Origin of the sequence: Streptomyces boluensis (genome assembly GCF_009908195.1) — a bacterium.
Classification (GTDB): Bacteria; Actinomycetota; Actinomycetes; order Streptomycetales; family Streptomycetaceae; genus Streptomyces; species Streptomyces boluensis.
In genome coordinates this window covers 1-25632 of record NZ_JAAAHS010000005.1, presented here as the reverse complement: position 1 = coordinate 25632, position 25632 = coordinate 1, and the positions used below count along the sequence as shown (strand labels likewise).

The following is a 25632-nucleotide window of genomic DNA, read 5'->3' as shown; positions in this document are numbered from 1 at the left end:
CGCCATGCGTCTGTTCGCCATCCGCGACTACCGCCGCCTGTTCAGTGCCCAGGTCATCGCCCTGTTCGGCACCGGCCTGACCACGGTCGCCCTCGGACTGCTCGCCTACGATCTCGCGGGACCGAACGCCGGCCTGGTACTCGGCACCGCCCTCACCATCAAGATGGTCATGTACGTGGTCATAGCCCCGCTGGCCGCCGCGTACGTCGACCGGCTCCCCCGAAGAACCCTCCTGGTCCTGCTCGACGTGGTCCGCGGTTCGGTGGTCCTCGCACTGCCGTTGGTCACCGAGGTCTGGCACATCTACGTCCTGATCGGCCTGCTCCAGGCCGCCTCCGCCGCGTTCACCCCGACGTTCCAGGCCGTCATCCCCGACATCGTCACCGACGAGTCCGACTACACCCGCGCCCTGTCCGCATCGCAGGTCGCGTCCACCATGGAGAGCCTGCTCAGCCCCGTACTCGCCGCCGTCGCCCTGACGTTCATGAGCTTCGACCGGCTGTTCCTGGGCACGTCCGCCGGGTTCCTCCTCTCCGGCCTGCTCGTCCTGTGGACGCGTATTCCCGACGCCCACCCCAGCGCCCACACCAAGGCCTGGGACAAGGCGGCAGCGGGAATCAGAACCTTCTTCAGGACGCCCCGGCTGCGCGGCCTGATGGCGCTCAACCTCGTGGTCGCGGCGGCCGGTTCGATCGTCGTCGTCAACACCGTCAACTACGTACGCGACGAGCTCGGCGGCTCCCAGTCGGGCGTCGCGTGGATGCTCGCCGCCTCGGGCACCGGCACCCTCCTGGCCGCCCTCGTACTGCCCCGTGTCCTCGACCGGATCGCGGCCCGCACCGTCATGACGACCGGCGCCGGAGTCCTCGTCGGCGGCACGGCCGCCGCGGTGACGCTCATCGCGACCGGCCTCACCTCATGGGCCGGTACAGCGATCATCTGGACCGTGATCGGCATCGGCATGGCGCTGATCATCACGCCGACCGGCAAGGTCCTGCGCGCCTCCGTCTCCCGGAACGCGATCCCCGAGGCCTTCGCGGCGCAGTTCTCCCTCTCCCACCTGGCCTGGCTGATCACCTATCCCATCGCGGGATGGCTGGGCACGAGCGCCGGCTTCACCGTCGCCTGGTCGGTGCTCGCGGTCCTCGCCGCGGCAGGGGCGTCCGTCGCCCTCGCCCTCTGGCCACGCCACGACGGACGCGGCACCGGAACCACGACCAGCCCCGTGGCACCCACCCTGCCCGCACCGCGCGGGGACCGGTCCACGCTGTCCAAGGCCGCGTGAACTCCCGCTCACAGCAGGAGACTTGGCCGCCGTCCCGCTCCCGCGCGGGCGGCGGCCACGGTCACGAGCGGAGGCGCGGCAGAAGAAGCGACCGGATCGGACGGTGATCGAGTTCAGGCAATCCGGCCGCGTTCACCGATGAGTGGCCAGCACTGCCGCGAGGCCTTCTCGCAGGTCCTTGACGAAATACTCGGGAACCTCAAGCGCCGGGAAATGTCCCCCGGTTTCGGGCTCGCTCCAGCGGACGATCTGCCGGTACCGCTCCTGCGCCCAGGGGCGCGGACACTTTTCGACATCGCGGGGATACATCGTGAGAGCTGACGGGACTTCGACCCGGAGTTCGGGGTCGAGGGAGTTGTGGCTCTCGTAGTAGATGCGGGCCGCCGATGCGCCGGTCCGCGTCAGCCAATACAGCGTGACGTCGTCGAGAACGCGGTCTCGGGAAATCGTCTCGAACGGGCTGTCCTCGGTGTCCGACCACTCGGCGAACTTGTCGAGAATCCAGGCGAGAAGCCCGACCGGTGAGTCGACGAGCGAGTAGCCGATGGTCTGCGGCCGGGTCGCCTGCTGCTTCGCGTACGCCGCACGGCTGCGCCAGAAATCGCGGGTTTCCTCGGCCCACTCGCGCTCGACCGCCGTCAGCCCGTCCGTGCTCAACCCGGGCGGTCCCTCAGCGAACGTCGTATGGATTCCGAGAACGTGCGCCGGGAACCTGCCGGCGAGAACCGTGGTGATATTGCCGCCCCAATCCCCGCCGTGAGCCACGAACTTGCTGTAGCCGAGCCTTCCCATCAATTCCACCCAGGCGGCCGCGATCTTTTCGGTTCCCCACCCGGTGGCGGCCGGCTTGTCGCTGTAACCAAAACCGGGCAGCGACGGGACCACGACATGGAACGCGGGCGCGGCCGCGTCTTCTGGATCTGCCAACTCTTCCACCACATCGATGAACCGGGCAATGCTGTCCGGCCAGCCGTGAGTCAAGATCAGCGGAGTGGCATCCGCACGCGCGGATCGGCGGTGCAGGAAGTGAATTCCCAGACCGTCAATGGTCGTTCGGAACTGGCCGATCTGGTTGAGGCGCTCCTCGAACGGCCGCCAGTCGTACCCGGTGCGCCAGTAGTCCACGACATCGACGAGGTCGGCGAGCGGAACGCCCTGTTCCCATCGGCGCGGGCCGGGCGCGGCGCCATGGACCGTCTCGGCCTCCGGCAGCCGCGCCGCGGCCAGTCGCGCGCGCAGATCGTCGAGGTCGGCGTCGGTCGCGCGGGCTTCAAATGCTCGTACGTCGCTGGTCGGACGGGGCATGAGACCTCCTGGCCATCGCGGAACCGGCTACACCTCATCGCGAACCGGCAATGACGGTTCTAGCGCCTCTCCATACCCACGCGCAACCGGCTATGGTGGTTCCATGCCTGCTGAGTTCCCTGACTTCCGCCTCGGTAGCGTGCTGGCGACCAGCTTCACGGGGACTCTCTCGGAGCGTCACGGCAACGCTGTGGAGCGCATTCCCACGCCGCAGCGACTCGTCGACTGGCTCGCGGTGAACGGCCTCGCCGTGGACTCCTGCACGACTGCCCAGCTCGACCTCGCGCGGGAACTGAGGGAGTCGATCCACGCCACCGCGACAGCGGCCGCGACCCAGGACGCTCTGCCCGCATCCGCAGTCCACGTCATCAATGACCGCAGCACTCAAGGCCGGGCAACGGCGGTCCTGACGCCCGAGGGCGAGCGGCAGTGGCGGCTCAGCTCGGCCTCCCGCGTGGAGGACGCCCTCGGCGTGATCGCCGCCGACGCGATCAGCATCATCGCGGGCGAACGAGACGGAAAACTCGCCTTGTGCGCCTCACCGACCTGCCGAGCCGCCTTCTTCGACACCAGCCGAAGCCGCACCCGCAGGTGGTGCGACATGAACACGTGCGGGAATCGTGAGAAGAAGGCGCGCTTCAACGCCAACCAGCGCAAAAATGCCGGATCGGCGGAGTGACACCGAGGTCCGTACCAACGGGGACTCGTACCAGAGGTCAAGTCCCGGTCCCGTTGCGCGCGCCCGCAGTCGCTTGGGTAACCTCGGCTGCGGAGGTCAGGCGATGAACGTGAGCAGGTACGTACGAGCAGGCGGTGCCCTGGCGCGCCTTCTGCTGGTCGTCGTGCTCTCGTTCGGTGTGTTCGTGATGCACACCGTCGGGCATCCGGATGGCGAGCACTCCGGGTCCGGGATGAACTCCGGCGCACACGCGAACGGCCCGCACGGCGGGACGGCCCCCGCGGCATCCATGACCGACGCGTTCACGAGCGACGCGTTCACGGCCGATGCCGCCATGACGGTGGCCGCCATGACGGCGTCCACCGCGCACGAGAACAGCGCCGCACAGGACCGGTCGGCGGACGAACCCGCCTCCGGCATGGCGATGGACATGGCGTCGCTGTGCGTCGCGGTGCTCGGTGTGTGGGCGCTCGCGGCTCTCCTCTACGCGGCGTTCACGCGCCGTCCGGGCTGGCTCGCGGACCTCCTTGCGCGGACCGTCGTCGCGCTGCGGCCCAACCCGCCACCACCGAGACCCGATCTCACCCAGCTGTCAGTCCTGCGGATCTAGGCCGAACCGTCCGCGCGGGCGCGCTTCGTGCTGCTCCCGCGTGCGCCCACGTACGCCGAAAAACAGACCCGCAGTACTGACACCAGAGGTGTATCGACATGAGCTCCAACCACCGCACTGCCCGCCGTTCCCCGCGCCGCCGGATCGCACTCGTCGGCGTGGTCGCCGCCGGATCCCTGCTGCTTGCCGCGTGCGGCAACGGCGACGACGCGGAGGGCATGGACGGAATGGACCACGGCTCCACCGCCGCGGCGTCCGAGAAGCCGGGCAAGGAGCCGGGCAAGGACGCGGATGCGTCGGCCGACTTCAACGACGCGGACGTCACCTTCGCGCAGGGCATGATCCCGCACCACCAGCAGGCCATCGAGATGTCCGAGCTGGCCGGGACCCGCGCCTCGGACGCGGAGATCAAGAAGCTCGCCGAGCAGATCGAGAAGGCCCAGGACCCGGAGATCAAGACCCTTCAGGGCTGGCTGAAGTCCTGGGGCAAGCCCACCGAGATGGACTCCGGCATGGACCACTCGGAGCACGGTGGCATGGGCGGCATGATGTCCGAGCAGGACATGAAGGACCTCGCCGCCGCCAAGGGCACGAAGTTCGACCGCGCCTTCGCCAAGATGATGATCGAGCACCACAACGGCGCGATCAAGATGGCCGAGGACGAGCGCAAGAACGGCAAGAGCGCCGACGCGAAGAAGATGGCCGACGCCATCATCAAGGGCCAATCCGCCGAGGTCGCCCAGTTCGAGAAGATCCTCGACCGGATCTGACCCTCGCCCCTCACCCTCGCCCTCACCGGCAGACCGTCCGGTCCCGCACCGGCAGACCCTCCGGGCTCCGCGCTCGCCCCGTCCGGCAGCGCGGGCCCGGCGGGTCCCGGGCAACCCGAGCTTCCACGCGCCGCGCGGATGCGCGCGCCGCCATGCCTCCGAAGGACCCATGAACAAGCGCCATGCCGCCGTCGCGGCCGCAGCACTCCCCCTCGCCGCCCTCCTGACCGCCTGCTCCGGCGGCGGCCGGTCAGAGTCCGGGCCGTCCGGCGGGAGCCACTCCTCCGACGTGGCCTCCGACGTGACCATCAGCCATATCCACGGCCTCGGCCTCGACCCCGCCGGCCAGCGCCTGTACGTCGCCACCCACGAAGGCGTCTACACCCCTGACGCCGACGGCAAGCCCCGACTCGTGGGCGACAGCAAGGACGACTTCATGGGCTTCACCGTGGCCCGGAAGAACACCTTCTACGCCAGCGGCCACCCCGCACCGGGCGCCGGGGGTCCCGCCAACAAGGGGCTCATCAAGAGCACCGACGGCGGCAGGACCTGGAAGTCGCTGTCCCTGTCCGGAGAGTCCGACTTCCACGCCCTGGACCACGCCCACGGCACGGTCTACGGCTACGACGCCACCAACGGCCTGCTGCGCACCAGCAAGGACGGCGTCACCTGGAAGGACGGCGCCGAACTCGACGCGCTCGACATCGCCGTCGCCCCCGACGACCCCGGCCTCGTCCTCGCCGCCACCGCCGACGGAGTCGCCCGCAGCACCGACGGCGGCAAGACCTTCGCCAAGGGCAAGCGGCCCGCGATGGCGTTCCTCTCCTGGACGGCGGAGGACGCCCTGTACGGCATCGACCCGTCCGGCGCCCTGCACCGCAGCAGCGACGGCGGCGAGACCTGGAAGAAGGCCGGCACCGTACCCGGCGGCCGGCCCCAGGCCCTGACCGCGGTGAGTTCCGACCGCCTCCTGGCCGCCACTGAGAGCGGCGTCTACGAGTCGAAGGACGGCGGCACGTCGTTCACGAAGCGGCTCACGGTGGCGGCTGCCGACGGGCATTGAGTACGTGCGTGTACGTGGGCTTTGAGTACGTGGGCGATCGCCCGAACCATGCCGCTTTCGACGATGGCCAATTCACATACTGTTCAGCCGAGTTGGTTGCGCAGCACGTATGAAATAGCGCTACGATCACGGCATGGTCACAGCCTCCCGGACATTCTCTCCGCTCCGGGCCCGCATGCAACAGGCGGGCCCGGTACGGGTGTTCTGGTTGGCCACGCTCATTCTCGGCCTGCTGTACACGCACGGAGTGAGCGCAGAGTCCGCCGCCCACCATGCCGCACCCGGCCTTTCCACCACAGCCATGGCATCGACGGCTCCGGACGACCACACCCTCGCGCCCGCCGGACATGAGGACGGATCGGCTGAGCACGCGGCCGAGGACTGCCTCTCAGGCCAGCCGCAGCAAGGCGTTGACCTGCCGGAACCGTGTTCGACGGCGCTCGTCACCCCCCGCCTCACACCGGTCCGTTTCCTCGTGAACTCCCGCCCCGCCGACGCCGATACGTCGTCCGCGATGGGGAGAGATCCAGCGATCCTCCAGGTCTAGGCCGACACACTCCGAGCAGGTCGCCCGCCTTTCACCTGGCCCTGACGCGGATGTTCTCCGCTGTCCGGCCGTGCGACGACCTGTTCCCAATGGCCGAACGGTCGCATTTCCTGCGCATATAAGGCCGTAGTAAGCAGCGCGATTCCCTTTCGGAGTTCACCTGTCGCCCTGCGGACCTCACACGCCCGCACGCTTCGGTTTTCCGAATACGCGGCTGCCGCCCGGAGCGCCGTGACGCCAATCCCCTTGGCCGAATTCCTGCGGGTGCGCGGAATTTGCGTACCGATGGCGTTCCTGGTTTTCCCAGTGTTCCCAGGGGCTCATCCAGACCGCTCCACACGTGCCGTCACACGTGCCGTCACGCGTACTGCCGCGCTGATCAAGCGCCCCACAGCCCCCGAAACCCCACACGTAGACCGAAAGCGAAGCCATGCGATCCAAGACCTTCACGGTCTCCACCGACGCAACCCCGACCACGACCCCGACCACGACCACCCCTCACACCGGGCCCGTACCCCCCGCGTCAGCCCAGCGCGGACGCGGGATGTCCGGGCTTGTCGGCAACACCCCGGTCCTGCACATCTCCGAACCGCTCGCGCCGGCCGGGCGCGGGTTCTGGGCGAAGCTGGAGGGGTTCAACCCCGGCGGCATCAAGGACCGGCCCGGACTGCACATGGTCGAACGGGCCCGCGCCCGCGGCGAGTTGGCCCCCGGCGGCCGCATCATCGAGTCGACCAGCGGCACCCTCGGGCTCGGTCTCGCCCTGGCCGGAATGGTGCACGGCCACCCGGTCACGCTGGTCACCGACCCGGGGCTCGAACCGTCCATGACCCGGCTGCTCACCGCCTACGGTGCCCAGGTCGACACGGTCGCCGAGCCCCACCCCACCGGCGGCTGGCAGCAGGCCCGCCGCGACCGGGTGGTCGAACTGCTCGCGGAGCACCCCGGTTCCTGGTGCCCGGACCAGTACAACAACCCGGACAACACCTCCGCGTACACCCCGCTCGCCCTCGAACTCGCCTCCCAGCTCGGCCACATCGACGTCCTGGTGTGCAGTGTCGGCACCGGCGGCCACTCCGCGGGCGTGTCCCGCGTCCTCCAGCAGCTCTACCCGGAACTGCGCCTCGTCGGCGTCGACACCATCGGCTCGACGATCTTCGGCCAGCCCGCACGCAAGCGGCTGATGCGCGGCCTCGGTTCCAGCATCTACCCGCGCAACGTGGCGTACCGGAACTTCAGCGAGACCCACTGGGTCGCACCCGGTGAAGCGGTGTGGACCTGCCGCGAGTTGGCCACCTCGCACTACGCCACCGGCGGCTGGAGCGTCGGCGCGGTCGCCCTCGTCGCGGGCTGGCTGGCCCGCACCCTCCCGGCGGACACCCGCATCGCGGCCGTGTTCCCCGACGGGCCGCAGCGGTATCTCGGCACGGTGTACGACGACGAGTACTGCGCGACGCACGGACTCCTCGACCGGCCGCCGGCCGCGGAACCCGACGAGATCTCCCGCCCGGACGACAAGGAAGTCACCCGCTGGACGCGGTGCACCGACGTACTCGACCCGCTGGCCGCCCTGGCCGGCTCCGAGGTCCACTCGGCCGAGGAGGTCCGGTGAGGAGCACACTCCGGCAGGTCAGCACGTACGAGCGCAGCGTCCAACTGCTGATGGTGAATCAGTTCACCATCAACCTCGGCTTCTACATGCTGATGCCGTACCTCGCCGCGCACCTCTCCGGCACCCTCGGCCTCGCGGGCTTGACGGTCGGACTCGTCCTCGGTGTGCGGAACTTCAGCCAGCAGGGCATGTTCCTGGTCGGTGGGGCCCTCGCCGACCGGTTCGGCTACAAGCCGCTGATCGTCGCCGGCTGCGTACTGCGCACGGTCGGCTTCGCCACGCTCGGTCTGGTGGACTCGCTGCCCGCGCTGATCGCCGCGTCGGCCGCGACGGGGCTCGCCGGGGCGCTGTTCAACCCCGCGGTACGGGCCTATCTCGCGGCGGACGCGGGCGAGCGACGCCTGGAGGCGTTCGCGCTGTTCAACGTCTTCTACCAGGCGGGCATCCTGCTCGGCCCGCTCGTCGGCATGGCACTCACCGGAGTGGACTTCCGGGTCACCTGCCTCGTCTCGGCGGCGATCTTCGCGGTGCTCAGCATCGTCCAGATCCGTGCGCTCCCGGCCCGCCGGGCCGCCGACTCCGGCTCCGACTCCGCAGGGCGGGCGAGCACCGAGAGCGTCCTCGCGCAGTGGCGCTCGATCCTCGCCAACCGGCCGTTCCTGCTGTTCTCCGGCGCCATGATCGGCTCGTACGTGATGTCGTTCCAGGTCTATCTCGCGCTACCCCTCGAAGTGCGGCGGCTCGGGGGTGACGGGACGGGCGGGACTGCGGCCACCGCGCTGCTTTTCGCCGTGTCCGGACTGAGCACCATCGTGTTCCAGACCCGGGTGACCGCCTGGTGCAAGGCCCGGATGGAATCCGGACAAGCCCTTGCGTGGGGACTCGTCACGATGGGCGCGGCGTTCCTGCCATTGCTCGCCGCGTCGGCAATTCCCGTACCGGACAACGGAGTTGGACTCTGGCTGCTCGCGGCCACACCACCCGCCCTCGCCGCACTACTGCTCGCACTCGGCACGATGATCGCCTACCCCTTCGAGATGGACACCATCGTCCGCCTCTCCGGAGACCGCCTCGTCGCCACCCACTACGGCCTCTACAACACCATCTGCGGCATCGGCATCACCCTCGGCAACCTCCTCACCGGCGCCGCACTCGACACCGCACGAGCCGCAGGCCTCGCCGCACTGCCATGGTGCGTACTCACCACCGTCGGCCTACTCTGCGCGGCGGCCCTCTACGGCCTGCACCGCACCGGCCGCCTCGCCGCACCGGTCGCCACGGAACGCCCGCCCGTGAAGCTCAACCACACCTGACGGTCGGCCCGCCCTCGCCCGGCGAGTTCGCGAAACTCCCGCAAAGGTCCCCGAGTTACCCCGCGACGTATGCTTGCGCCGGTCAGGGGAGGAGGGGCCATGGGGCGAATGCCGTCGGCGCAGCGGCGCAGGCAACTGGTCGAGGCCGCGATCCGGGTGATGGCCCGCGACGGCGTCGCGAAGACCACGACACGGTCCGTCGTGGCGGAGGCGGGCGTCTCGCTGAGCGTTTTCCACTACTGCTTCGACTCCAAGCAGGAGTTGCTCGAAGCGGTGATGGACACCATCTCCGAGCACTCCGAGTCGGACGTCCTGACCACGCTCACCCGCAGGCCCACCCTGCGCGAGACGATCCGCGCCGGGCTCCAGGCGTACTGGGACCATGTGCTGGCCAATCCGGGCGAGCACATGCTGACGTACGAACTCACCCAGTACGCCCTGCGGGAGCCCGGCTACGAGCATCTCGCCAAGCGGCAGTACGAACGCTATGTCGCCGCCCACACAAAGGTGATCCGTCAGCTCCCCGCCGTACTCGGCGTGGAGCTGACGGTTCCCGAGCCGGCGGCCGCCAGGTATCTGGCGGCGCTGACCGACGGGCTCACCCTCAACTTTCTCGTACTGGGCGACGAGGAGAAGGCGGGCGACGTACTGGACATCGTCGCCGACCAGATCCTGACCCTCGTACGGGAGTAGCTCAGCGGCTGTACACCGCCGCCTCGTTGACGGAGTAGCCGTACTTGGTGGCCCGTGTCACGCCGTGGATCCGGACGTACTGCGCCTGCACCGGGCTGAACACCGCGTTGTCCAGGCCTCCGTCACCACTGTCCGTGGACCACACGGTCCGCCACTTCTTGTCGTCGTCCGAGACCTCGATCCGGTAGGCGCGCGCGGAGGCCTTCTCCCAGTCGAGGGAGACCTTGCCGACCGTGCGGGGGCTGCCCAGGTCGAGCCGCAGCCACTGGTCGTCCGACCAGCCGCTCGCCCACCTCGTGTCGGTGTCGCCGTCCACGGCCTTGCCGGGGGCGTAGCTCTTGAACGGGTTCCACTCCGTGTCACTCGCGCTCGCCCCGGCGTCGGTGGCGAGGTTGGGTTCGGGCTTGTGGCCCTCGGTCGCCTTCCAGGTGCGGAGGTAGGACTCCGCGCCGCCGAGCAGGTCCTCGACCGTTTCCTTGCCGCCGCTGAGCCGGATCTGCTCGATCCAGTCGGGCACCATGCCGACATGGGCCGCACCGTCGGTGTTGAAGTCCCAAGTGCGGTCGCCGGTGCGCTGCTTCTCGACGACGGAGCCGCCGTCAGCGGTGCGGAAGGGGTACTTGACCGCGTTGGGGGCATCGGGTCCGACCGGTCCCGGCCAGCCGCCGACGCCGTTCATGTCGGTGCCGTAGCCGAGGCCGACGCCGTACTTCTTGCGCAGCTCCTTGGTGCCCGCGGACTCCTTGGCGAAGCTCTCGGCCGGGGACATGTACGAGGCCTTGAAGCCGCCGAGACGGTAGAGCCGCTCCAGCCAGCCGTTGTCCATCCAGCTGTGGCTGGAGAGCACGCCCGGGTAGTTCGCCGACTCCAGCATGTCCATGGTGCGGCCGGCCGCCTTGACGCTCATGTGGTCGAGTTCGAGCATCATGTTGCGTTTCATCAGGCCCTTGACCGCGTACTCACCGAGGCCGCTGAGCCCTCGCTTGTTGCACTTCCCGCCGTTGTCCGAAGGCACCTTGACGCCCGCGGGCAGCAGCTTGGAAACCTCGGCCGGGGCGTCGGCGCCGCCCGGGGGGTTGTCCTGCTGCGGGCCGGTGCACTCCTCGGTGCGCCAGAAGGTGCCGGTGGAGAGGAACTGGCCGATGTTCACGGCCGTTCCGATGGTGCCCTCGTCCATCCGCACCCCGCACAGGGCGTTGTCGAACTTGTGGCAGAGGAACATGCTGCGCACACCCAGCTTGTGCAGCTCGTCCAGACCGCTGTCGATGTCGGCCTTGTCGCACTGCGGTACGCCGAGGATCTGCTTGCAGCCGAAGGGCTCCGAGGTCTCGACGCCGAGCACCACGGCGAGCTTGCCCTCGGCGGCGACCTTGCGGGCCTGGGTCGAGTCGGTGACGATCCGGAAGAAGCCCTTGCCCTTTCCGCCGTAGATCTTGTCGATGTAGTCCTGCATCTCGTACGTCTTCTTCGCTTCGAGACGGATGGCGTCCATCTCGTCGCAGCCGCGGTCCCTGGCGTAGATCGAGCACAACAGGCCGTTGGTGACCAGGTCGTTGACCAGCACCCGCTGCCCGCCGCGCCAGGCGCGCTCCAGCCACGCGTAGTAGTTCTGCTGGTGGCTCAGGGAGTTGTGGGCGGGCCAGTCCTTGAACGTCGGCCAGCCCACCGGGTCGTGGTGGCCGTCGGCGCCGCCGGTGACATTCTCGAAGAGGGCGAACGCACCGTCGGGATAGTGCTCGGGGCAGTCCTTGAGGGCATCGGTGACACCCTCTTCGGAGAACGCCTTGCCGCAGATGATGCGGCCGCCGAAGCCCTCGTTGGACATCACGTGGTTGTGCCCGTCGACGAAGCCCCGGACCCGGCCCTTGCTGTCCGTGCCGCTGAGGGGTTCACCGGTGACGTTGATCTGCGAATCGGCGGCGGGCCGCGCGGTCGGCTCCCACCAGGGGTCGTCGGCGCCCGCGGCCGGTGGGGAGCCGACGGTGAAAGCCATCAGAAGGGCGACAACAGCGGCAAAGAGTCCGCGTCTGCGGAGGAGGGTCATCCGGGGCTACCTTCGCTGTCCGGGATGGGCGCACGCTAACTTACTCGCGCGTAGGTCCCGACGAGAATGGCGTGACCCTGACAGCGAGTCAAGGGTCCGGGACGGGTGACCTATTTGACGTGCCGTCAGCTATGTTACTCACGGTAAGGGGGTTCGGGCGCCCTGCTGTCGGGGGCCTGGGCGGCCGCCCTTGAACGCGCGGTGAAGTGCGGTTCAGCCCTTGGCGGGAGGGCTCTGGGCTTCATGTCTTGCAACGCGCAGCCGACTCACCCCTCACCGGCAAGGCGCCGCCACCTCAAGACCCTTCAGGTAACGCTCCCGTTCCCGGGCGGGTAGGGGCTGGCTGACCAGGCCGCACAGGAGGTCGCGCCATGCCTGCACGCCGACCGTGCGGCGGACGACCTTACGGTCGGGGCCGAGGGTGAGGATGTCGTTCGCGGGGCCGGGAACCACCTGCATGTCGACGCCGGGTTCCGCGGAGGCGGCCGGGGGGTCCGTGTTCCAGACATCGAGCAGGTCGCCCGAGGCCGCGTCCAGGATGCGCACGCCCTGGGTGGTCGCGGTTTCGAAGCCTTGCAACAGCAGCCTGCCGTCCCGGCTCAACGCCACGTCACTTGTACTGCGCGGCAACTGGCCCGTGCTACGCACCTGTTGTCCCGAGTCGAGGCGTACGACGTACACATGACTGTCCAGGTCGGAGAAGGCCGCCCGCTTCCCCTCGTGGTCGACGCTGATGCCATCGAGCCTGGCCCCGTCCGGCAGCGTGGTGTGGGCGGCGTGCTCGAAGGTGTGGTCGCCGTCCCAGCGCCAGGTGTCGACGCCCCTCCCAAACCGGTCGAGGACGACCAGGGTCCTGCGGTCCCCGCTCAGGGCGAGGGTGGTGCCGTACTCCGACTCCGATATCACCGTGCTGCGGGTGCAGGACCGGGTGTCAAGTACCTCTAGGGCGCTGTTCCACAAGCCGACCACGTACCGGTCACCGGGGAGGAAGAAGACGGCAGGGCGGTCCGTGCCCTCGTAGGCACCGTTGAGGGCCACACCGCAGTCCGTCCGCTTCCCGGTCCGCAGGTCCCAGATGCTGAACCGGTCCGTGTTCTCACCTGCGCGAGATCCCATGCTCTGCATGCCGACGTACCGCTTGTCCCCGCTGAGCCCGTATGCCGTTTCCTCCAGGTTCACGGACAGGTTGGCGTACGGAATCCCGCCGAGCCGGCGGCCGGTGCGTGGATCCCAGAACTCGGTGTGCCCCTCGGTCCGACGCACCGCCATGCGCCCGTCGGGGGTCAGATCCCCGTACGTGAACTCCCGGTCGTCCAGGGGGACTTGCTGTCCACGCCTGGCTCCGGTGGTGAAGAGGTTGAACTCGCCGCCGTACGAGGCGGCGGCCACCTGGGCGCCATCGGCCGACATGGCGACGGTGCTGGCCGTCCGTGCCAGCCGGCCCAGTGTCTTGCCGGGCCGCAGCCCGTCGTCGTAGAGCCGGACCGAGCCGTCCTGCCCGCCCACCACGAAGTTCCCCTCGCCGTCGGCGACCGCCATGTCCTCGTACCCGCCCAAGGACCGTTCGGCGATACGGCGGCGCTGTGCGAGGTCCCACACCTCGGCACGGTCCGACGTCCGGGCCAGGGCCTTGCGCGCCCCGTCGAACAGCAGGACCTCGTCGTACTTCCAGTCGTCCGAGGTGTCGCCGGTCATTCCGGGCAGGGGCCGGGGCGCCTCCCAGCGCGCCGGGCCCGTCAGGAAGTCCCGGACCTCCTTGCGCCCGCTGTCGACCAGGGTCATCCGGGATCCGTCCCCGGAGAAGCCGAGCCCGAGCCGGCTGCCGCCCACCCGGAGCCGGGTGATCTCGCGCCCGTCGGACGCCCGCCACACGACCACGTACGCCTCGCGCTCCGGGGTGAAGTGCGAGGCCGCCACCCACCGCCCGTCGGGCGAGAGGGCGAGAGCGCTGAGCCCTTGCGAGGCACGGGGCAGGTCCTCCGATTGCCCCGTCAACATCGTTCGCAGAAGCTTGCCGGTCCGGGTGTCCCACAGCTTCACCCGGTTGAGGAAGACCTCGTCCGTGGCGAGGACACGACCGTCGCGGCTCAGCGCCCTGGGCCTGCCCTCGCCGCGCAGCACACGCGACTGCCGGGCGGAGCGCACGTCGTAGAGGCGGGTGCCCCGGACCTGATCGAACTCGGAGTAGTACGCGGCGGTCGTACCGTCCGCGCTGACCACGACATCCGTGTCGACCGGATTGCCCGCACCCTCCCATCCCGCCACGGAATCAGCGTCCCCGCGCAGCCGCCGCTTGGCGTACGGAGCGGCGGCCACAGCTTGGGCCAGGGCGCGCCGGGACTCGGGGGTCGACCGGGTCTCATCGGCGTAAAGGGCGTACTGCGCGGCCTGGTTGGGGCTCGTCGCGAGCAGTTGACCGGAGCGGGCGGCCAGTGCCTGCGAGGCGGAGGTGCGGGCCTGCGCCACCGCCTCGTCACGCTGCCTGGCGGCGTCGAAGAAGCCGTACACCGCGAGGATGAGCAGCACCACGAGCAGGGCGACGCTCGACAGGCTGAGCCGCTTGACGAACCGGAGCTGCCTGAAGTCGTCGTGCTCCAACTCCTCCTTCGGGCGGCCGTGCAACGGCGCGGCCAGGGCGGCGACCGCGGCGCGGAACGGTGGGTAACTCAGGGAGCGACGGCCGCGTTTCTCGATCTCGCGGAGGTCCACCCAGAGCGGCGCGGAAGTGAAGTGGCCCGCCAGGTTCGGCGGCAGACACGTGGTCTCATCCCAGTCGAAGTCGCCGGCCTCGTCGTCCCACACGATCTCACCGCTCGCGACAGCGATGAGCAGGTTCTCCGTGCCGCGCTCGCGCAGCCAGTGGTCGACTTCCCTGACCACCCAGGGCGAGGCGGCGGCCGCAGGGGAGGCCAGCAGAACCAGATGGCGGGAGCGCGCCAGTTCGTGGTGGATCGACTGCCACAGATCGCTGCTCGCGGACAGGCTGGTCACGTCGCGGAACACGCTCATCCGCATGGGCTGGAAGCGCGACACGGCCAGCCGCTCCAGCCCACGCTGAAGCTGCTTCGCGAGCGGCGTGTCCGTACGGCTGTACGAGATGAAGGCGTCGCGCAGTTTCCCGCTGTCCGGCGCCGCGGCTCGCGGCTCAGCCTCTTCCAGCGCATCACTCATGAAGCCCCCCGTGTCCCGTCCCTGTGCTCATGCTGTCCCCGCGAGGCACTGGACTAACTTCCGTACGGACCAAGGCAGTTGAACGGCTCGATTGTGACTCCGCGGCACCGGGACCACCGCCTGCTCCCCTCGTCGTTGTGGCACTATTTTCTTCTCACCTGGACTCGTGGCGCGTGCGGACAACGGGGGGCGAACGGTCTGATGAGTGGAGAGTTGGACCGTCCCGGTGCCGGGCGGGAACGTCCTTGGCGGAGCAGCGGCAGCCTGATCGTCCGGCTTCTCGCGGCGACGGCCGTCGGCTCGCTCGCGGGTCTTGGCGTCTTCAGCCTCACGCAGGTGACCAGCCGCATCCTGTTCGTCGTCACGGGCGGTGCGGTCGGCGCTGTGCTTGTCCTCGCGGTGCGGTGGTACCGGCGGCTCGCCCAGCTCACCGAGGTGAAGGTGGCGATCCCGCAGCTGAGCGAGCTCACCTTCGCCGTCAACAACGACTCCCGCCAGGTCGCCTGGCGCATGTTCGTCGAGACCGTGACACGGGTGTCGACGCAGCCGCTGGTCGGCGATGAGGGCGTGGTCCGGGAGGCGCTCACGTCGATGTACGGGCTGTTCGCCACAGCGCGGGAGACGTTGAAGGCCGCCCGCCCCTCCGCCCCGGTCCCGGGAGGGCAGACGGTCGAGTACCTCGCGATCACCATGCTGAACCGGGAGTTGAGGCCGTTCCTGTCCCAATGGCACCCACGGCTGCGGGAGTTCGAACGGGCACACCCCGAAAGCCCGGAGACCGACTGGCCGGACAACGCCGCCTGCCGGGCCGAACTCCAGCGGGTGCAGCACGCCATCCACGACTACGCGATCGGCTTCGCCCGCCTGGCCGGGGTCCGCGAACCGGAAACCCTCGTCCGGTACGTCCCCCCGCCCCGCTCCTCCCCCGGCAGACCCGAGGGGAGCACGACAGGCACGGCCGGCACGACAGGCACGGCCGGCAACGGTCCGGCCGCACGGTGACTGCCCCGGAGCCGGAACCAAGCCGCTACGAGGGTGGGGGCAGCCGCGACGAGGGTGGGGGCAGCGGCTACGACGCCTTCATCTCGTACAGCCACGTCTGGGACAAGGACCTCGCGACGGCCTTCCAGAGTGCGTTGCAGAGCTTCGATCGCCCCTGGTACCGGCCGAGGGGCCTGAAGCTGTTCCGGGACGAGACCAACCTCGCGGCAAGTCCCCACCTCTGGCAGGAGATCGAGGAAGGTCTGGCCCGTTCGCGGTGGCTCGTGGTGATGGCCAGCCCGCCGGCCGCCGCGTCCCCGTGGGTGCGGCGGGAGATCCGCTGGTGGCTCACCCACCGCTCGGCAGAGACGCTGCTCATCGGCTGGACCGACGGCGGCCTGGTCTGGGACTCCGACAGGGCGGAGTTCGACTGGTCACGGACGGACGCCCTGCCCCGGGAGGAAATGGACCGGGCGTTCGACGCGGAGCCCCGCTGGGTGGACCTGCGCTGGCTGCGCGGCCCTGAGCAGGCACGCGCGGTCGACCCACGCCTGGTCGAATGCGCCGCGGAGTTCGTCGCGCCGCTGACCGGCAGGTCCAAGGACGAGCTGATCGGCGACCATGTGCGCCGCCGCCGCCAGACCCGCCGGCTGGTGCGGGCCACGGTCGCCACGCTCATCGTGCTGCTGCTCCTCGCCGTAGCGGGCGGTGTCACCGCGTACGTCCAGCGCAACAGCGCACGCGCCCAGACTCTGGTCGCGCAGTCCCGGCAACTCGCCGCCGAGGCCGCGTCGATCAGCGACACCCAGCCTGATCTGGCACGCCAGTTGATGGTCCAGGCGTACCGGCTCGCGCCGACGGCCGAGGCGGTCGGGGCGCTCGTGGAGAGCCATGCGCTGCCGCGGGTCGTGCGCGGGCGCGGTCCGGTGCGGGCGGCCGCGTACAGCAGTCGAGGTCTCCTTGCCATGGCCGACGACACCGGCATACGGCTCCTCGACCCCGCACGCGGAACCCGGCCGGTCTTCACGGAGTCAGCCGAGTCCACCGAGTCCACTGAGGCCACCGAACGCCCCACGACCGCCGTCGCGTTCAGCCCTGACGGCCGGCTCCTGGCTCTCGGCGACACGGCGGGCGACGTACGGCTCCTTGACGTGACGGACCCCGGTGACCCCGAGCCGCTGGGCTCGGCGTCAGCGGTGGCCGGCCGCAAGGAGGTTCGTGTCCTCGCGCTCACCTCCGGAGGGCGGCTGTTCGCCATGACCGGGAAGGACGGTGCGGTCCTCGACGTCTCGGAACCCGCGCGTTCGAAGTCCCTCGCCCGCCTGCCGGACTATCCGGTGGCAGCGAGCCCGAGAGGCGATCTGGTGGTCTCCGAGGAGAGAGACGACGAAGACGGGTACCTGGGACGCCTGCGGCTCTCGACCGTGTCGGGCTCCGCTCCGCCGCGACAGGTCGCCACGGTCGCCTCGCCGGAGCAGGTCGACATCTCCGGGGCGCGACAGCGTGCGATGTTCAGCCCGAACGGTCAGCTGCTCGCCGCCGCCGGTGACGACAGTCAGGTGCGGCTGTGGGACGTGGCGGATCCCGCCCGTCCGGCCGTACGGCCGACGCTGACCACGCAGAGCCGGTTCGGACTCCACTCGGTGGCCTTCTCCCCCGACCAGAGCACCCTGGCGACCGGTGACAGCGACGGCACGGTCACCCTCTGGGACGTGTCCGACCCGATGCGCCCCCGTTCCGGTGCCCAACTGAGCAGCCGCTCGACGATGCTGGGCGATCTCTCCTTCAGCCCGGACGGGCACACCCTGGCCTCGGTCGGCGTCAACGACGAGCCCTTCGGTCTCGGCAGCGACCCCACCCTGCGGCTGTGGGCGGTGTCGGGGAGCGAGCGGACCTCGGCGGCCACGACCCTGCCGACCGACGGGACCTTTCCGCCGGCGTTCGATCCGGACAGCCGCCTACTGGCCGCAGGCGGTGAACCCACCACCGTATGGCGACTGGACAGCACCGGAGACACCACCGGCGACAGCGCCGGCGGCACCACCAGCGACACCACCCGAGATGACACCAGAGACAACACCGGAGCACCGCGTCGGCTGACAACGATGGAAACCGTCAACCCCAGTGGCCAGGCCACGGCCTTCAGCACCGACGGGCGCACCCTGTTCTCGGGAATGCCCCTGAAGGCCTGGGACTTGACCGACCCGGCGCGTCCACGGGACCTGACACGCGGCGAGGCCCGCAAGGACGGTGCGAGCAGGCTCGCCGCCAACCCCGTCCTTCCGTTGGTGGCAGCACGCGGTAAATCCCGTGATCCGGCGGAGGTATGGAACATCGGCGACCGGGAGCAGCCGACCCTGCTCGGCACACTCGGGGATGCCGGTGCCGGTACGGGGCACCAGGATCTGGCTTTCAGTCCGGACGGTGCGCTGGTCGCGGCACCGGCCGGGAATGCCGTACGCCTCTGGTGGGTCGGCCGGAACTCCCCACCCAGGCCTGCGGGAGACCTGCCCAGGGCGAAGGGGCCGGTCAGCGCCCTCGCGTTCGGGCCGAAGGGCCACACCCTGTTCGTCGGGGACGAGACCGGGACGATCAGCACCTGGGACGTGTCGCGCCCCGGACAACCCGAGCGGCAGGGCGCCTCGGCCCGGCACACCGGCGCCATCACCGGGCTCGCCGTTCACCCCGACGGCGAACTCGCTGCCACCGCCGGTCTTGACGGCCGCATCCGCCTCTGGGACGTCAGGGACTCCGCCCGCCCCGTCGAGGTGACCGCGCTGAGCAACGGCAGCCCGTACCCCGGTGCGACGGTGGGCTTCAGCCCGGACGGACGCCTCCTCGCGGTCAGCGGCGAAACGGGCACGCGGCTGTGGACCGTGGACGCCACCCCCATCGTGCGGCGGCTGTGCGCGGAGTCGCGGCCCATCACCCGCGACGAGTGGGCGCAGTACCTTCCCGACCGACCGTACGACCCGCCTTGCGCCTGATCGCGATACGGAGGACACCGTGACAACCGGCTTACGACGCACCGTCTCGTTCCCCGCTCTCCTGGCTCTCCTGGCTCTCCTGACTCTTCTGCTGCTGACCGCCGCATGCGACGCACCGTCCCCTGGCCCCCGGGTGAAACCGTCGGCCGACGGGTCCGAGGACCCAGGCCGTGGCTCCTCGGCCCCGTCCCCCACCGACGCTCCCGATGTCGTCGGACCGGCGCCGCGGGACCTGCACGACGTGGACTGGGCCGAGGTTCCCGTCCCGGGCGAGTTCTGCGGAGTTCCGGGCCTGGTCCGCTGGAACGCCGACGGCGAAGCCGTGGCCACCTCCCGGACTTGGGGCAAGGTGCGTCTGAGCGGCGGCCTCAACGTCCAGTACGGCGACACCGACGGCGACGGGCGCGACGAGGCCGTCGTCTACGTCGGCTGCGACGACAACGGAGCCACGCAGAACACTCAGATCCAGGCCGGTTACGTGGTCTTCGACCGGCTCGGGGACGACCTGGCCGCCATCGGCTCGATCACTCCGCAGCAGAAGTCCGCCTCGTACCTCACCGCTCTCGTACGAGCCGAGTTCGCGACGGGCCGCATCACCGTGTACGAGAAGTGGTACCGCGCCAACGACGCCCACTGCTGCCCCGGCGGCGACGCCACCACTGTCTGGACCCGCGAGGGCAACCGGCTGACACCGGGGGACCCTCGCGTCACCTCATGAGTGCGGTGTCGGGTTCACCCGATGCAGGCCTCCGGTGGTGTGCCGCTGTGTGTCAACGGCAGCCCCAACTGGGCGCGTTCCGTGAGCCAGCGGGTGGGGCGGTGGCGCGGGTCGCCCGTGGTGGTGTGCAGGGCGCGTTGCAGGCGGAGGAGGCGGGTGGTGCCGATGCGGTCGCCCCAGGCGAGGGGGCCGGTCGGGTAGCCGAGGCCGAGTGTCACGGCCAGGTCGATGTCCTCCGGGGTGGCGAGGGAGCGTTCGGCGATCGACGTGGCGATGGACACCACGGAGGCGAGGAGGCGCTGGGCCACCGAGCCCGCGGTGTCCCGTACGACGGTCACGGTGTGGTCCGCACGGGCAAGGACCGCGCGGGCGTCGCGCGCGGTGGCGGGGTCGGTCGCCGGGGTCACCGCGAGGACGCGGCGGCCGCCCGGCAAGGACAGCGGGTCCACGCCGAGGGTGCGGGTGGCGGGGAGTTGCCGGGCGGCGATCGTCTCGGCCACGGTGGTGCCCCAGGCCGGGACCAGGACGAGGGCCTCGGCGGACGGGTGCGTGCCGTTCTCGACGTTCGCCGCGGCGGCGGCCAGCGCGTCCCGCAGGGCGGCGGCGTCGGTGTCGTCGCCCGCTCCCGCCACGAACACCGGCCGTTCCGCGTTCCCCGTCACCGGCGCCTCCGCAGCTGCGGCCGGGGCCCCGGCACCGTACGCGTACCAGCCCTGCCCGGTCTTGCGGCCGTGCAGGCCCGCCGCCACCCGGTTCGGGGTGAGGTAGGAGGGGCGCAGTCGTGGTTCGTGGCGGAAGCCCTGCCAGATCGAGTCGATGACCGCCGCGGTGACATCGAGTCCCGTGAGGTCCATCAGCTCGAACGGGCCCATACGCAGACCGAGTACGTCACGGGCGATGCGGTCGATGTCCTCCGGCGCCGCCACCGACTCCTCAAGGAGCGCGAGCGCCTCGGTCACCAGGCCGCGCCCGGCATGGTTGACGAGGAATCCGGGTGTGTCGGCCACCGTGACCGCGCGGTGGCCGCAGCTCTCGACCAACTCCGTGAGCAGCGGCGGGAGTTCGGCCCTGGTGGCAGCGCCCGGCACCACCTCGACAATCCGCATGAGCGGTACGGGGTTGAAGAAGTGCAGGCCTGCGAGGCGGGTCGGGTCGGTGAGCGATGCGGCGATCCGCGTCACCGACAGGGAGGACGTGTTCGTCGCGAAGACGGTGGAGGCCGGGAGTGCCTGCTCCAGTTTCCCGAAGACCTCTGTCTTGGTGGCGAGGTCCTCGAGTACCGCTTCGATCACCAGCTCCACGTCAGGACCCGGCGCCCACGGGTCGTCAAGCGGGAGCAGCCGGGACAGCGCGGCGGCGCTGTCGGGGGCGGACATGCGGCCCTTGGCCACCGCGCGGTCAAGCATCGACCGTACGAAGTCGACGGCCTCCCGTACCGCTTCCGTCCGTACGTCGCCCAGCTCGACGGTGTGCCCGGCGCTCGCCGCCCACTGGGCGATGCCTCGGCCCATGGCTCCGGCGCCGACGATCCTGATACGCATGGCAGTTGGGACCTTTCGTAGGTGGCTGGGGCTGGGCTCGGGGCTGTGTATCAGCGGAGATAGACGCGGCCGGGGTCGACGTCCTCGCGCAGGAGCCGCAGCTCCGCTGCCGTCGGCGGCTCCACCGTGCCGACGCGGTCGGCCACTTGGAGGTCCCAGCCCGTCGACTCCTTGACCTGCTCGACCGTGACACCGGGGTGGACGGCGGTAAGCCGCAGCTCCTCGCCGACGCCCTCGCGGGACAGGATGCCCAGTTCGGTGATGACACGGGTGACACCGACGCCCAGGGGCCGGATGCCCTCATCGAGGGCGCGGTCGGGGCCCGGTGTGGTGCAGAAGTCCAGGGTCTCGGTGAAGGAGCGCGGGTTGTGGCGGCGCATCACGACGAAGACCTCACGGGAGTTGGCCATCACCTCGACGGCGCCACCCGAGCCGGGCAGCCGCACCGAAGGGTTCTCCCAGTCCCCGATGACCGAGGTGTTGAGGTTGCCCCACCGGTCGATCTGCGCGGCGCCGAGGAAGCCGACGTCGATGTGGCCGCCCTGCAGCACGCTCCCGAACAGGGTCGGCATCGAGAGCACCGCCTCGGCGCCGGTGATCAGGACGGCGTCCGCAATGGTCTCCGGGAGGTGCGAGGGGTGCGCGCCGCACACCCCGGACTCGTACACGACCTCGATCTGCGGGGCGACCGTCAGGTGCGCCAACTCGGTGGCGAGCGTGGGCAGTCCGATGCCGGCGAACACCGTGCGGCGGGCGGCCAGTTCGCGGGAGGCTACGACGGAGAGCAGTTCCGAGGAGGTGACCGTCTCGGGGGTGGTGGACGTGGTCATGGTCAGGCCCTTCTCGTGTTCCGTGCGCACAGTTTCCGCGGTCACAGTCGCCGTCCGTAGTTCACGGGTTCGCTCAGCGCCTCGCCGACCGCGAGCCCCGCCCAGAACTCCTCGCCCAGCTTGGCGGTGTACTCGGTGTGGTCCGCCGTCCCGTACACCCACTCCGCCAGCCACTCCCGCAGCCGCTCCGGGTCCTTGCTGATGTGCGACCAGGCCCGGTAGAAGGCGTTGTCACGGTCGTAGTAGCCCTGCGCGAACGACGGGTGCGCGCCGCGCGGGCACACCACGACGGCGTCCACGGCGTGGGCCGGGACGAGCGTGCGGTTGGGGTCCGAGCGGACCACCTCGTCCTCGACGAGCTCCTCGACCACGACGATCGCCTTCTTCGCGGCGTACACCGCCTCGGCCTGAATGCCCGTCAGGCCCCAGATCTGGGTGTTGCCCCGGCGGTCGGCGCGCTGCGCGTGGATGATCGTGACGTCCGGGTTCACGGGCGGCACGACGTAGATCTGCTCGGGTTCGCCGTCCGGGCCCGGATAGGGCGAAGTCACCTTGCGCAGCGCGCCGTTGATGCCGGGCAGGTCGCTGCCGCCGTAGCTGCGCAGCGGGTAGAACGGCAGGCGCTGGGCGCCCGCGAGGTAGCGGCAGATCAGGCCGTAGTGGCTGTACTCCTCGAACGTGAGCGGCGCCGGGTCCGCGTGCTCGATCCGGCGGCGCAGCTCACCGAGCGAACCCGCGGAGGAGTTGCCGACGAAGGAGGAGACGAGGCGGGAGACGCAGCCCCCGGCGATCATCTGGTCCACGACGATGTCCGCCGTCATCCGGACCACGGTGAGGTCCTTAAGGCCCTGCCGGATGATCTCGTGTCCGGCGGCGGTGGGGACGAGGTGCGTGAAGCCCTCGATGCTGACGGTGGCGCCGTCCCGCACGAAGGTGGCGATGGCCTCCTGCATCGACATGACCTTTGGCGACACGGGTGACACGTGTGACACGGGCGAGATGGGCTCCACGGCTTTCACGGTGCTCCTCAGCGAGTGCGTGCTGGCTGCCCTACCGTGTCAGCGCCCATTGATTGCCGTCCAATACCAAATTAAGGTCGAATCAAGACCGCTGATTAATAAGTAGCGAACAGGGGATCGCATGGAGCTGCGTCATCTCACCGCGTTCACCGCCGTCGCCGAGGAACTCCACTTCGGGCGGGCCGCGAAGCGGCTGCGGATGGCGCAGCCGCCGCTCAGCCAGCAGATCCGGCAGCTGGAGAAGGAACTCGGCGTGCAACTCTTCGAGCGCAACACCCGCTCGGTGCGCCTCACCAGCGCGGGTGAGTCCTTCCTCGAACCCGTACGGACCGTGCTCGACAACCTCGACACGGCGGTACGGGCCGCCAAGGCCGCCGGGCGAGGGGAGTTCGGCCGGGTCACCATCGGGTTCGCCGGCGCCTCCAGCCACGAGACACTGCCCCGGCTCACCCGCGCCGTACGGGCCGCGCACCCGGCGGTCGAACTGGTCATGAAGGGCCAGACGTACGCCAATGTCGCCCTCGACCGGGTCGCGGACGGCACGCTCGACCTCGGCTTCGTCCGGCTCCCGGTGACCCAGCCGGGCGTCGCCCACCGGGTCATCGACGAGGAGGAGCTGCTGTGCGCGCTGCCCTCCGACCACCACCTCGCCGCGCTCGACGAGATCCCCATCGAGATCCTCGCCGGTGAACCCTTCGTGTCCTTCCCCGCGAACGCCGGGTCCACGGTGCGCGACGCGATGGTCGAGACCTGCGAGGCCGCCGGGTTCAACCCGCGCGTGGTGCAGGAGGCGCCCGACTCGTACACGATCCTGGCGCTGGTCGCGGCCGGTGTCGGGGTCACGCTCACGGTGTCCTCGGTACGACACATCCAGCAGACCGGCCTGGTCTACCGGCAGCTCGCCGGGCCGCCCATCCGGCGCCAGGCGGCCCTTGCCTGGCGGGCCGACAACCCGTCCGCCGCCCTGCGCGCCGTGCTCGCGGTCTGCGAGGAGGCGCTGCCTACCCCCGCAGGCACTGATTGAGACGCCACGGGTCTTGATGGGCTGGGAACTTGGTATTGGACCGACTCAGCGGTCGGGTGCGATGGTCGGCGCACCCCCCTGAGCCGTCCAATAGCCGTCCGATGAGCCGTCCGAGAGGTGTTCCGCCGTGCCCGAACAGGTCGATGTCGTCATCTGTGAACCGCTGCGCACTCCCATCGGACGCTTCGGCGGGGCCTTCGCCGGGCAGACGCCGGCGGCGCTCGCCGCGCGGGTCGTCGCCGAGATCGTCGCCCGTACGGGCATCGACCCGGACCGGGTGGACGAGGTGATCCTCGGTCAGGCCTACCCCAGCTCGGACGCCCCGGCGATCGGCCGCGTCGCCGCCCTGGACGCCGGTCTTCCCGACACGGTCACCGGCGCGCAGATCGACCGGCGCTGCGGCTCCGGGCTTCAGGCCGTCCTCGACGCCGCCATGCAGATCCGGGCGGGCTTCAGCGAGGTCGTGATCGCAGGTGGCGTCGACGTGATGAGCGCCGCCCCGTACTACACGCACGAGGGCCGCTGGGGCATCAAGGGACCGGGCCTCCAGCTGCACGACTCCCTGGCGCGCGGCCGGGTCACCGCGGGCGGCATCCACCACCCCGTACCCGGCGGCATGATCGAGACCGCCGAGAACCTGCGCCGCGAGTACGCCATCAGCCGCGCCGACCAGGACGCCCTGGCCCTGCGCTCGCAGCAGCGTGCCGCCCGTGCGGTGGCGGAGGGCCGCTTCGACGCGGAGACCGTGCCGGTGACCGTGCTCGGACGCAAGGGCGACACCGCCGTGAGTGCCGATGAGCACCCGCGCCCGGACACCACCGCCGAGCAACTCGCCGCGCTGCGGCCCATCATGGCCAAGTCCGACCCCGAGGCCACCGTCACCGCGGGCAACGCCAGCGGCCAGAACGACGCGGCCGCCGCCTGCCTCGTCACCAGCGTCGCCACCGCCGAACGGCTCGGCCTCACCCCGCTGGTCCGCCTCGTCTCCTTCGCCCGTGCGGGTGTCCCCGCCGCGACCATGGGCATCGGCCCCGTCCCGGCCACCCGCGCAGCCCTGGAGCGCGCCGGACTCACCCTCGCCGACCTCGACCTGATCGAGCTCAACGAGGCGTTCGCCGCCCAAGTCCTCGCCTGCACCCGTGAGTTGGGGCTCGGCGAGAAGGACCACGAGCAGCGCATCAACGTCAACGGCTCCGGCGTCTCCCTCGGTCACCCCGTCGGCGCCACCGGCGCCCGCATCCTCGCCACGCTCGCCCGCGAGATGCGGCGCAGTGAGGCCCGCTACGGCCTGGAGACCATGTGCATCGGCGGCGGCCAGGGCCTCGCCGCGGTCTTCGAGCGCGTCGCCTAGCGGCTTTCGTGGTGCGGCAACTCCCCTCCCGCGCCCACCCGTTCACGCCTTTCACCCCTCCCCATCCGCTTGATCAATGACGTTCACGG

General features: G+C 70.2%; 20 protein-coding genes. 14 read left to right on the top strand and 6 right to left on the bottom strand.

The window, feature by feature from the left end:
- Positions 1–4 precede the first annotated feature (4 nt).
- Positions 5–1285 carry an MFS transporter gene (locus GUY60_RS01555; RefSeq protein ID WP_161692998.1) on the top strand — a complete coding sequence of 427 codons (1281 nt, stop codon included), beginning with the start codon at positions 5–7 and terminating at the stop codon, positions 1283–1285.
- A 132-nt stretch (positions 1286–1417) separates the two neighbouring features.
- Here the strand turns inward: GUY60_RS01555 and GUY60_RS01550 are convergent, their stop codons facing one another.
- The gene (locus GUY60_RS01550; RefSeq protein ID WP_161692997.1) at positions 1418–2590 is read right to left on the bottom strand and encodes an epoxide hydrolase family protein; all 1173 of its coding nucleotides are present in this window, start codon (positions 2588–2590) and stop codon (positions 1418–1420) included.
- 103 nt (positions 2591–2693) lie between these two features.
- Here GUY60_RS01550 and GUY60_RS01545 point away from each other — a divergent pair, with 103 nt between their 5' ends.
- The 8 genes from GUY60_RS01545 to GUY60_RS01510 all read left to right on the top strand — a co-directional run bounded on the left by GUY60_RS01545 (position 2694) and on the right by GUY60_RS01510 (position 9877).
- Positions 2694–3269, top strand: a complete 576-nt coding sequence (locus GUY60_RS01545) for a CGNR zinc finger domain-containing protein (RefSeq protein WP_161692996.1) — start codon at positions 2694–2696, stop codon at positions 3267–3269.
- A gap of 103 nt (positions 3270–3372) precedes the next feature.
- Positions 3373–3879 (top strand): hypothetical protein, encoded by a 507-nt coding sequence (locus GUY60_RS01540; protein WP_161692995.1) that lies wholly within the window; start codon positions 3373–3375, stop codon positions 3877–3879.
- Between the two features lie 98 nt (positions 3880–3977).
- A complete protein-coding gene (locus tag GUY60_RS01535) occupies positions 3978–4649 on the top strand; it encodes a DUF305 domain-containing protein (RefSeq protein ID WP_161692994.1) in 672 nt (223 codons plus the stop codon).
- Between the two features lie 169 nt (positions 4650–4818).
- Positions 4819–5712, top strand: a complete 894-nt coding sequence (locus GUY60_RS01530) for a F510_1955 family glycosylhydrolase (RefSeq protein WP_161692993.1) — start codon at positions 4819–4821, stop codon at positions 5710–5712.
- Positions 5713–5845: 133 nt separating this feature from the next.
- Positions 5846–6259: a hypothetical protein gene (locus GUY60_RS01525; protein WP_161692992.1), complete on the top strand. Its 414-nt coding sequence runs from the start codon at positions 5846–5848 to the stop codon at positions 6257–6259.
- A gap of 544 nt (positions 6260–6803) precedes the next feature.
- Positions 6804–7871, top strand: a complete 1068-nt coding sequence (locus GUY60_RS01520) for a PLP-dependent cysteine synthase family protein (RefSeq protein ID WP_161693030.1) — start codon at positions 6804–6806, stop codon at positions 7869–7871.
- Positions 7868–9184, top strand: a complete 1317-nt coding sequence (locus GUY60_RS01515; RefSeq protein WP_161692991.1) for an MFS transporter — start codon at positions 7868–7870, stop codon at positions 9182–9184. The genes GUY60_RS01520 and GUY60_RS01515 overlap by 4 nt, the downstream gene beginning before the upstream one ends.
- A 99-nt stretch (positions 9185–9283) precedes the next feature.
- Positions 9284–9877 (top strand): TetR/AcrR family transcriptional regulator, encoded by a 594-nt coding sequence (locus GUY60_RS01510; RefSeq protein WP_161692990.1) that lies wholly within the window; start codon positions 9284–9286, stop codon positions 9875–9877.
- 1 nt (position 9878) lies between these two features.
- Here GUY60_RS01510 and GUY60_RS01505 read toward each other — a convergent pair whose 3' ends face one another.
- Both GUY60_RS01505 and GUY60_RS01500 read right to left on the bottom strand, forming a co-directional pair.
- Entirely contained in the window at positions 9879–11921 is a 2043-nt protein-coding gene (locus GUY60_RS01505; protein ID WP_161692989.1) for a galactose-binding domain-containing protein, read from the bottom strand.
- A gap of 273 nt (positions 11922–12194) precedes the next feature.
- Positions 12195–15092 (bottom strand): TIR domain-containing protein, encoded by a 2898-nt coding sequence (locus GUY60_RS01500; RefSeq protein WP_161692988.1) that lies wholly within the window; start codon positions 15090–15092, stop codon positions 12195–12197.
- 201 nt (positions 15093–15293) lie between these two features.
- Here GUY60_RS01500 and GUY60_RS01495 point away from each other — a divergent pair, with 201 nt between their 5' ends.
- The 3 genes from GUY60_RS01495 to GUY60_RS01485 all read left to right on the top strand — a co-directional run bounded on the left by GUY60_RS01495 (position 15294) and on the right by GUY60_RS01485 (position 19778).
- Positions 15294–16094, top strand: a complete 801-nt coding sequence (locus GUY60_RS01495; protein WP_246234136.1) for a hypothetical protein — start codon at positions 15294–15296, stop codon at positions 16092–16094.
- On the top strand, positions 16091–19060 hold the full coding sequence (locus GUY60_RS39640; RefSeq protein ID WP_161692987.1) for a TIR domain-containing protein: 2970 nt from the start codon (positions 16091–16093) through the stop codon (positions 19058–19060). The genes GUY60_RS01495 and GUY60_RS39640 overlap by 4 nt, the downstream gene beginning before the upstream one ends.
- Before the next feature lie 133 nt (positions 19061–19193).
- Entirely contained in the window at positions 19194–19778 is a 585-nt protein-coding gene (locus GUY60_RS01485; RefSeq protein ID WP_312866144.1) for a hypothetical protein, read from the top strand.
- Between the two features lie 14 nt (positions 19779–19792).
- Here GUY60_RS01485 and GUY60_RS01480 read toward each other — a convergent pair whose 3' ends face one another.
- The 3 genes from GUY60_RS01480 to GUY60_RS01470 are packed head-to-tail and all read right to left on the bottom strand — an operon-like array spanning position 19793 to position 23108.
- Positions 19793–21319, bottom strand: coding sequence for a 3-hydroxyacyl-CoA dehydrogenase (locus tag GUY60_RS01480; protein ID WP_161692986.1), 1527 nt, complete (start codon positions 21317–21319; stop codon positions 19793–19795).
- 50 nt (positions 21320–21369) lie between these two features.
- A complete protein-coding gene (locus GUY60_RS01475; protein WP_161693027.1) occupies positions 21370–22149 on the bottom strand; it encodes a CoA-transferase subunit beta in 780 nt (259 codons plus the stop codon).
- 41 nt (positions 22150–22190) lie between these two features.
- Positions 22191–23108, bottom strand: a complete 918-nt coding sequence (locus GUY60_RS01470; RefSeq protein ID WP_161692985.1) for a CoA transferase subunit A — start codon at positions 23106–23108, stop codon at positions 22191–22193.
- Between the two features lie 181 nt (positions 23109–23289).
- Between GUY60_RS01470 and GUY60_RS01465 the strand changes: the two genes are divergently transcribed.
- Both GUY60_RS01465 and GUY60_RS01460 read left to right on the top strand, forming a co-directional pair.
- Positions 23290–24192, top strand: a complete 903-nt coding sequence (locus GUY60_RS01465; protein ID WP_161692984.1) for a LysR family transcriptional regulator — start codon at positions 23290–23292, stop codon at positions 24190–24192.
- Positions 24193–24319: 127 nt separating this feature from the next.
- Positions 24320–25543 carry an acetyl-CoA C-acetyltransferase gene (locus tag GUY60_RS01460; RefSeq protein ID WP_161692983.1) on the top strand — a complete coding sequence of 408 codons (1224 nt, stop codon included), beginning with the start codon at positions 24320–24322 and terminating at the stop codon, positions 25541–25543.
- Positions 25544–25632 lie beyond the last annotated feature (89 nt).

Excerpts from the sequence above, each read along its gene's own strand:
- GUY60_RS01525 (WP_161692992.1), top strand. The coding sequence starts at position 5,846 with ATGGTCACAGCCTCCCGGACATTCTCTCCGCTCCGGGCCCGCATGCAA.
- GUY60_RS01555 (WP_161692998.1), top strand. The coding sequence starts at position 5 with ATGCGTCTGTTCGCCATCCGCGACTACCGCCGCCTGTTCAGTGCCCAG.
- GUY60_RS01520 (WP_161693030.1), top strand. The coding sequence starts at position 6,804 with ATGTCCGGGCTTGTCGGCAACACCCCGGTCCTGCACATCTCCGAACCG.
- GUY60_RS01535 (WP_161692994.1), top strand. The coding sequence starts at position 3,978 with ATGAGCTCCAACCACCGCACTGCCCGCCGTTCCCCGCGCCGCCGGATC.
- GUY60_RS01480 (WP_161692986.1), bottom strand. The coding sequence starts at position 21,319 with ATGCGTATCAGGATCGTCGGCGCCGGAGCCATGGGCCGAGGCATCGCC.
- GUY60_RS01470 (WP_161692985.1), bottom strand. The coding sequence starts at position 23,108 with ATGTCGATGCAGGAGGCCATCGCCACCTTCGTGCGGGACGGCGCCACC.
- GUY60_RS01465 (WP_161692984.1), top strand. The coding sequence starts at position 23,290 with ATGGAGCTGCGTCATCTCACCGCGTTCACCGCCGTCGCCGAGGAACTC.
- GUY60_RS01540 (WP_161692995.1), top strand. The coding sequence starts at position 3,373 with ATGAACGTGAGCAGGTACGTACGAGCAGGCGGTGCCCTGGCGCGCCTT.
- GUY60_RS01475 (WP_161693027.1), bottom strand. The coding sequence starts at position 22,149 with ATGACCACGTCCACCACCCCCGAGACGGTCACCTCCTCGGAACTGCTC.
- GUY60_RS01530 (WP_161692993.1), top strand. The coding sequence starts at position 4,819 with ATGAACAAGCGCCATGCCGCCGTCGCGGCCGCAGCACTCCCCCTCGCC.
- GUY60_RS01545 (WP_161692996.1), top strand. The coding sequence starts at position 2,694 with ATGCCTGCTGAGTTCCCTGACTTCCGCCTCGGTAGCGTGCTGGCGACC.
- GUY60_RS01505 (WP_161692989.1), bottom strand. The coding sequence starts at position 11,921 with ATGACCCTCCTCCGCAGACGCGGACTCTTTGCCGCTGTTGTCGCCCTT.
- GUY60_RS01500 (WP_161692988.1), bottom strand. The coding sequence starts at position 15,092 with ATGAGTGATGCGCTGGAAGAGGCTGAGCCGCGAGCCGCGGCGCCGGAC.
- GUY60_RS01510 (WP_161692990.1), top strand. The coding sequence starts at position 9,284 with ATGGGGCGAATGCCGTCGGCGCAGCGGCGCAGGCAACTGGTCGAGGCC.
- GUY60_RS01495 (WP_246234136.1), top strand. The coding sequence starts at position 15,294 with ATGAGTGGAGAGTTGGACCGTCCCGGTGCCGGGCGGGAACGTCCTTGG.
- GUY60_RS01550 (WP_161692997.1), bottom strand. The coding sequence starts at position 2,590 with ATGCCCCGTCCGACCAGCGACGTACGAGCATTTGAAGCCCGCGCGACC.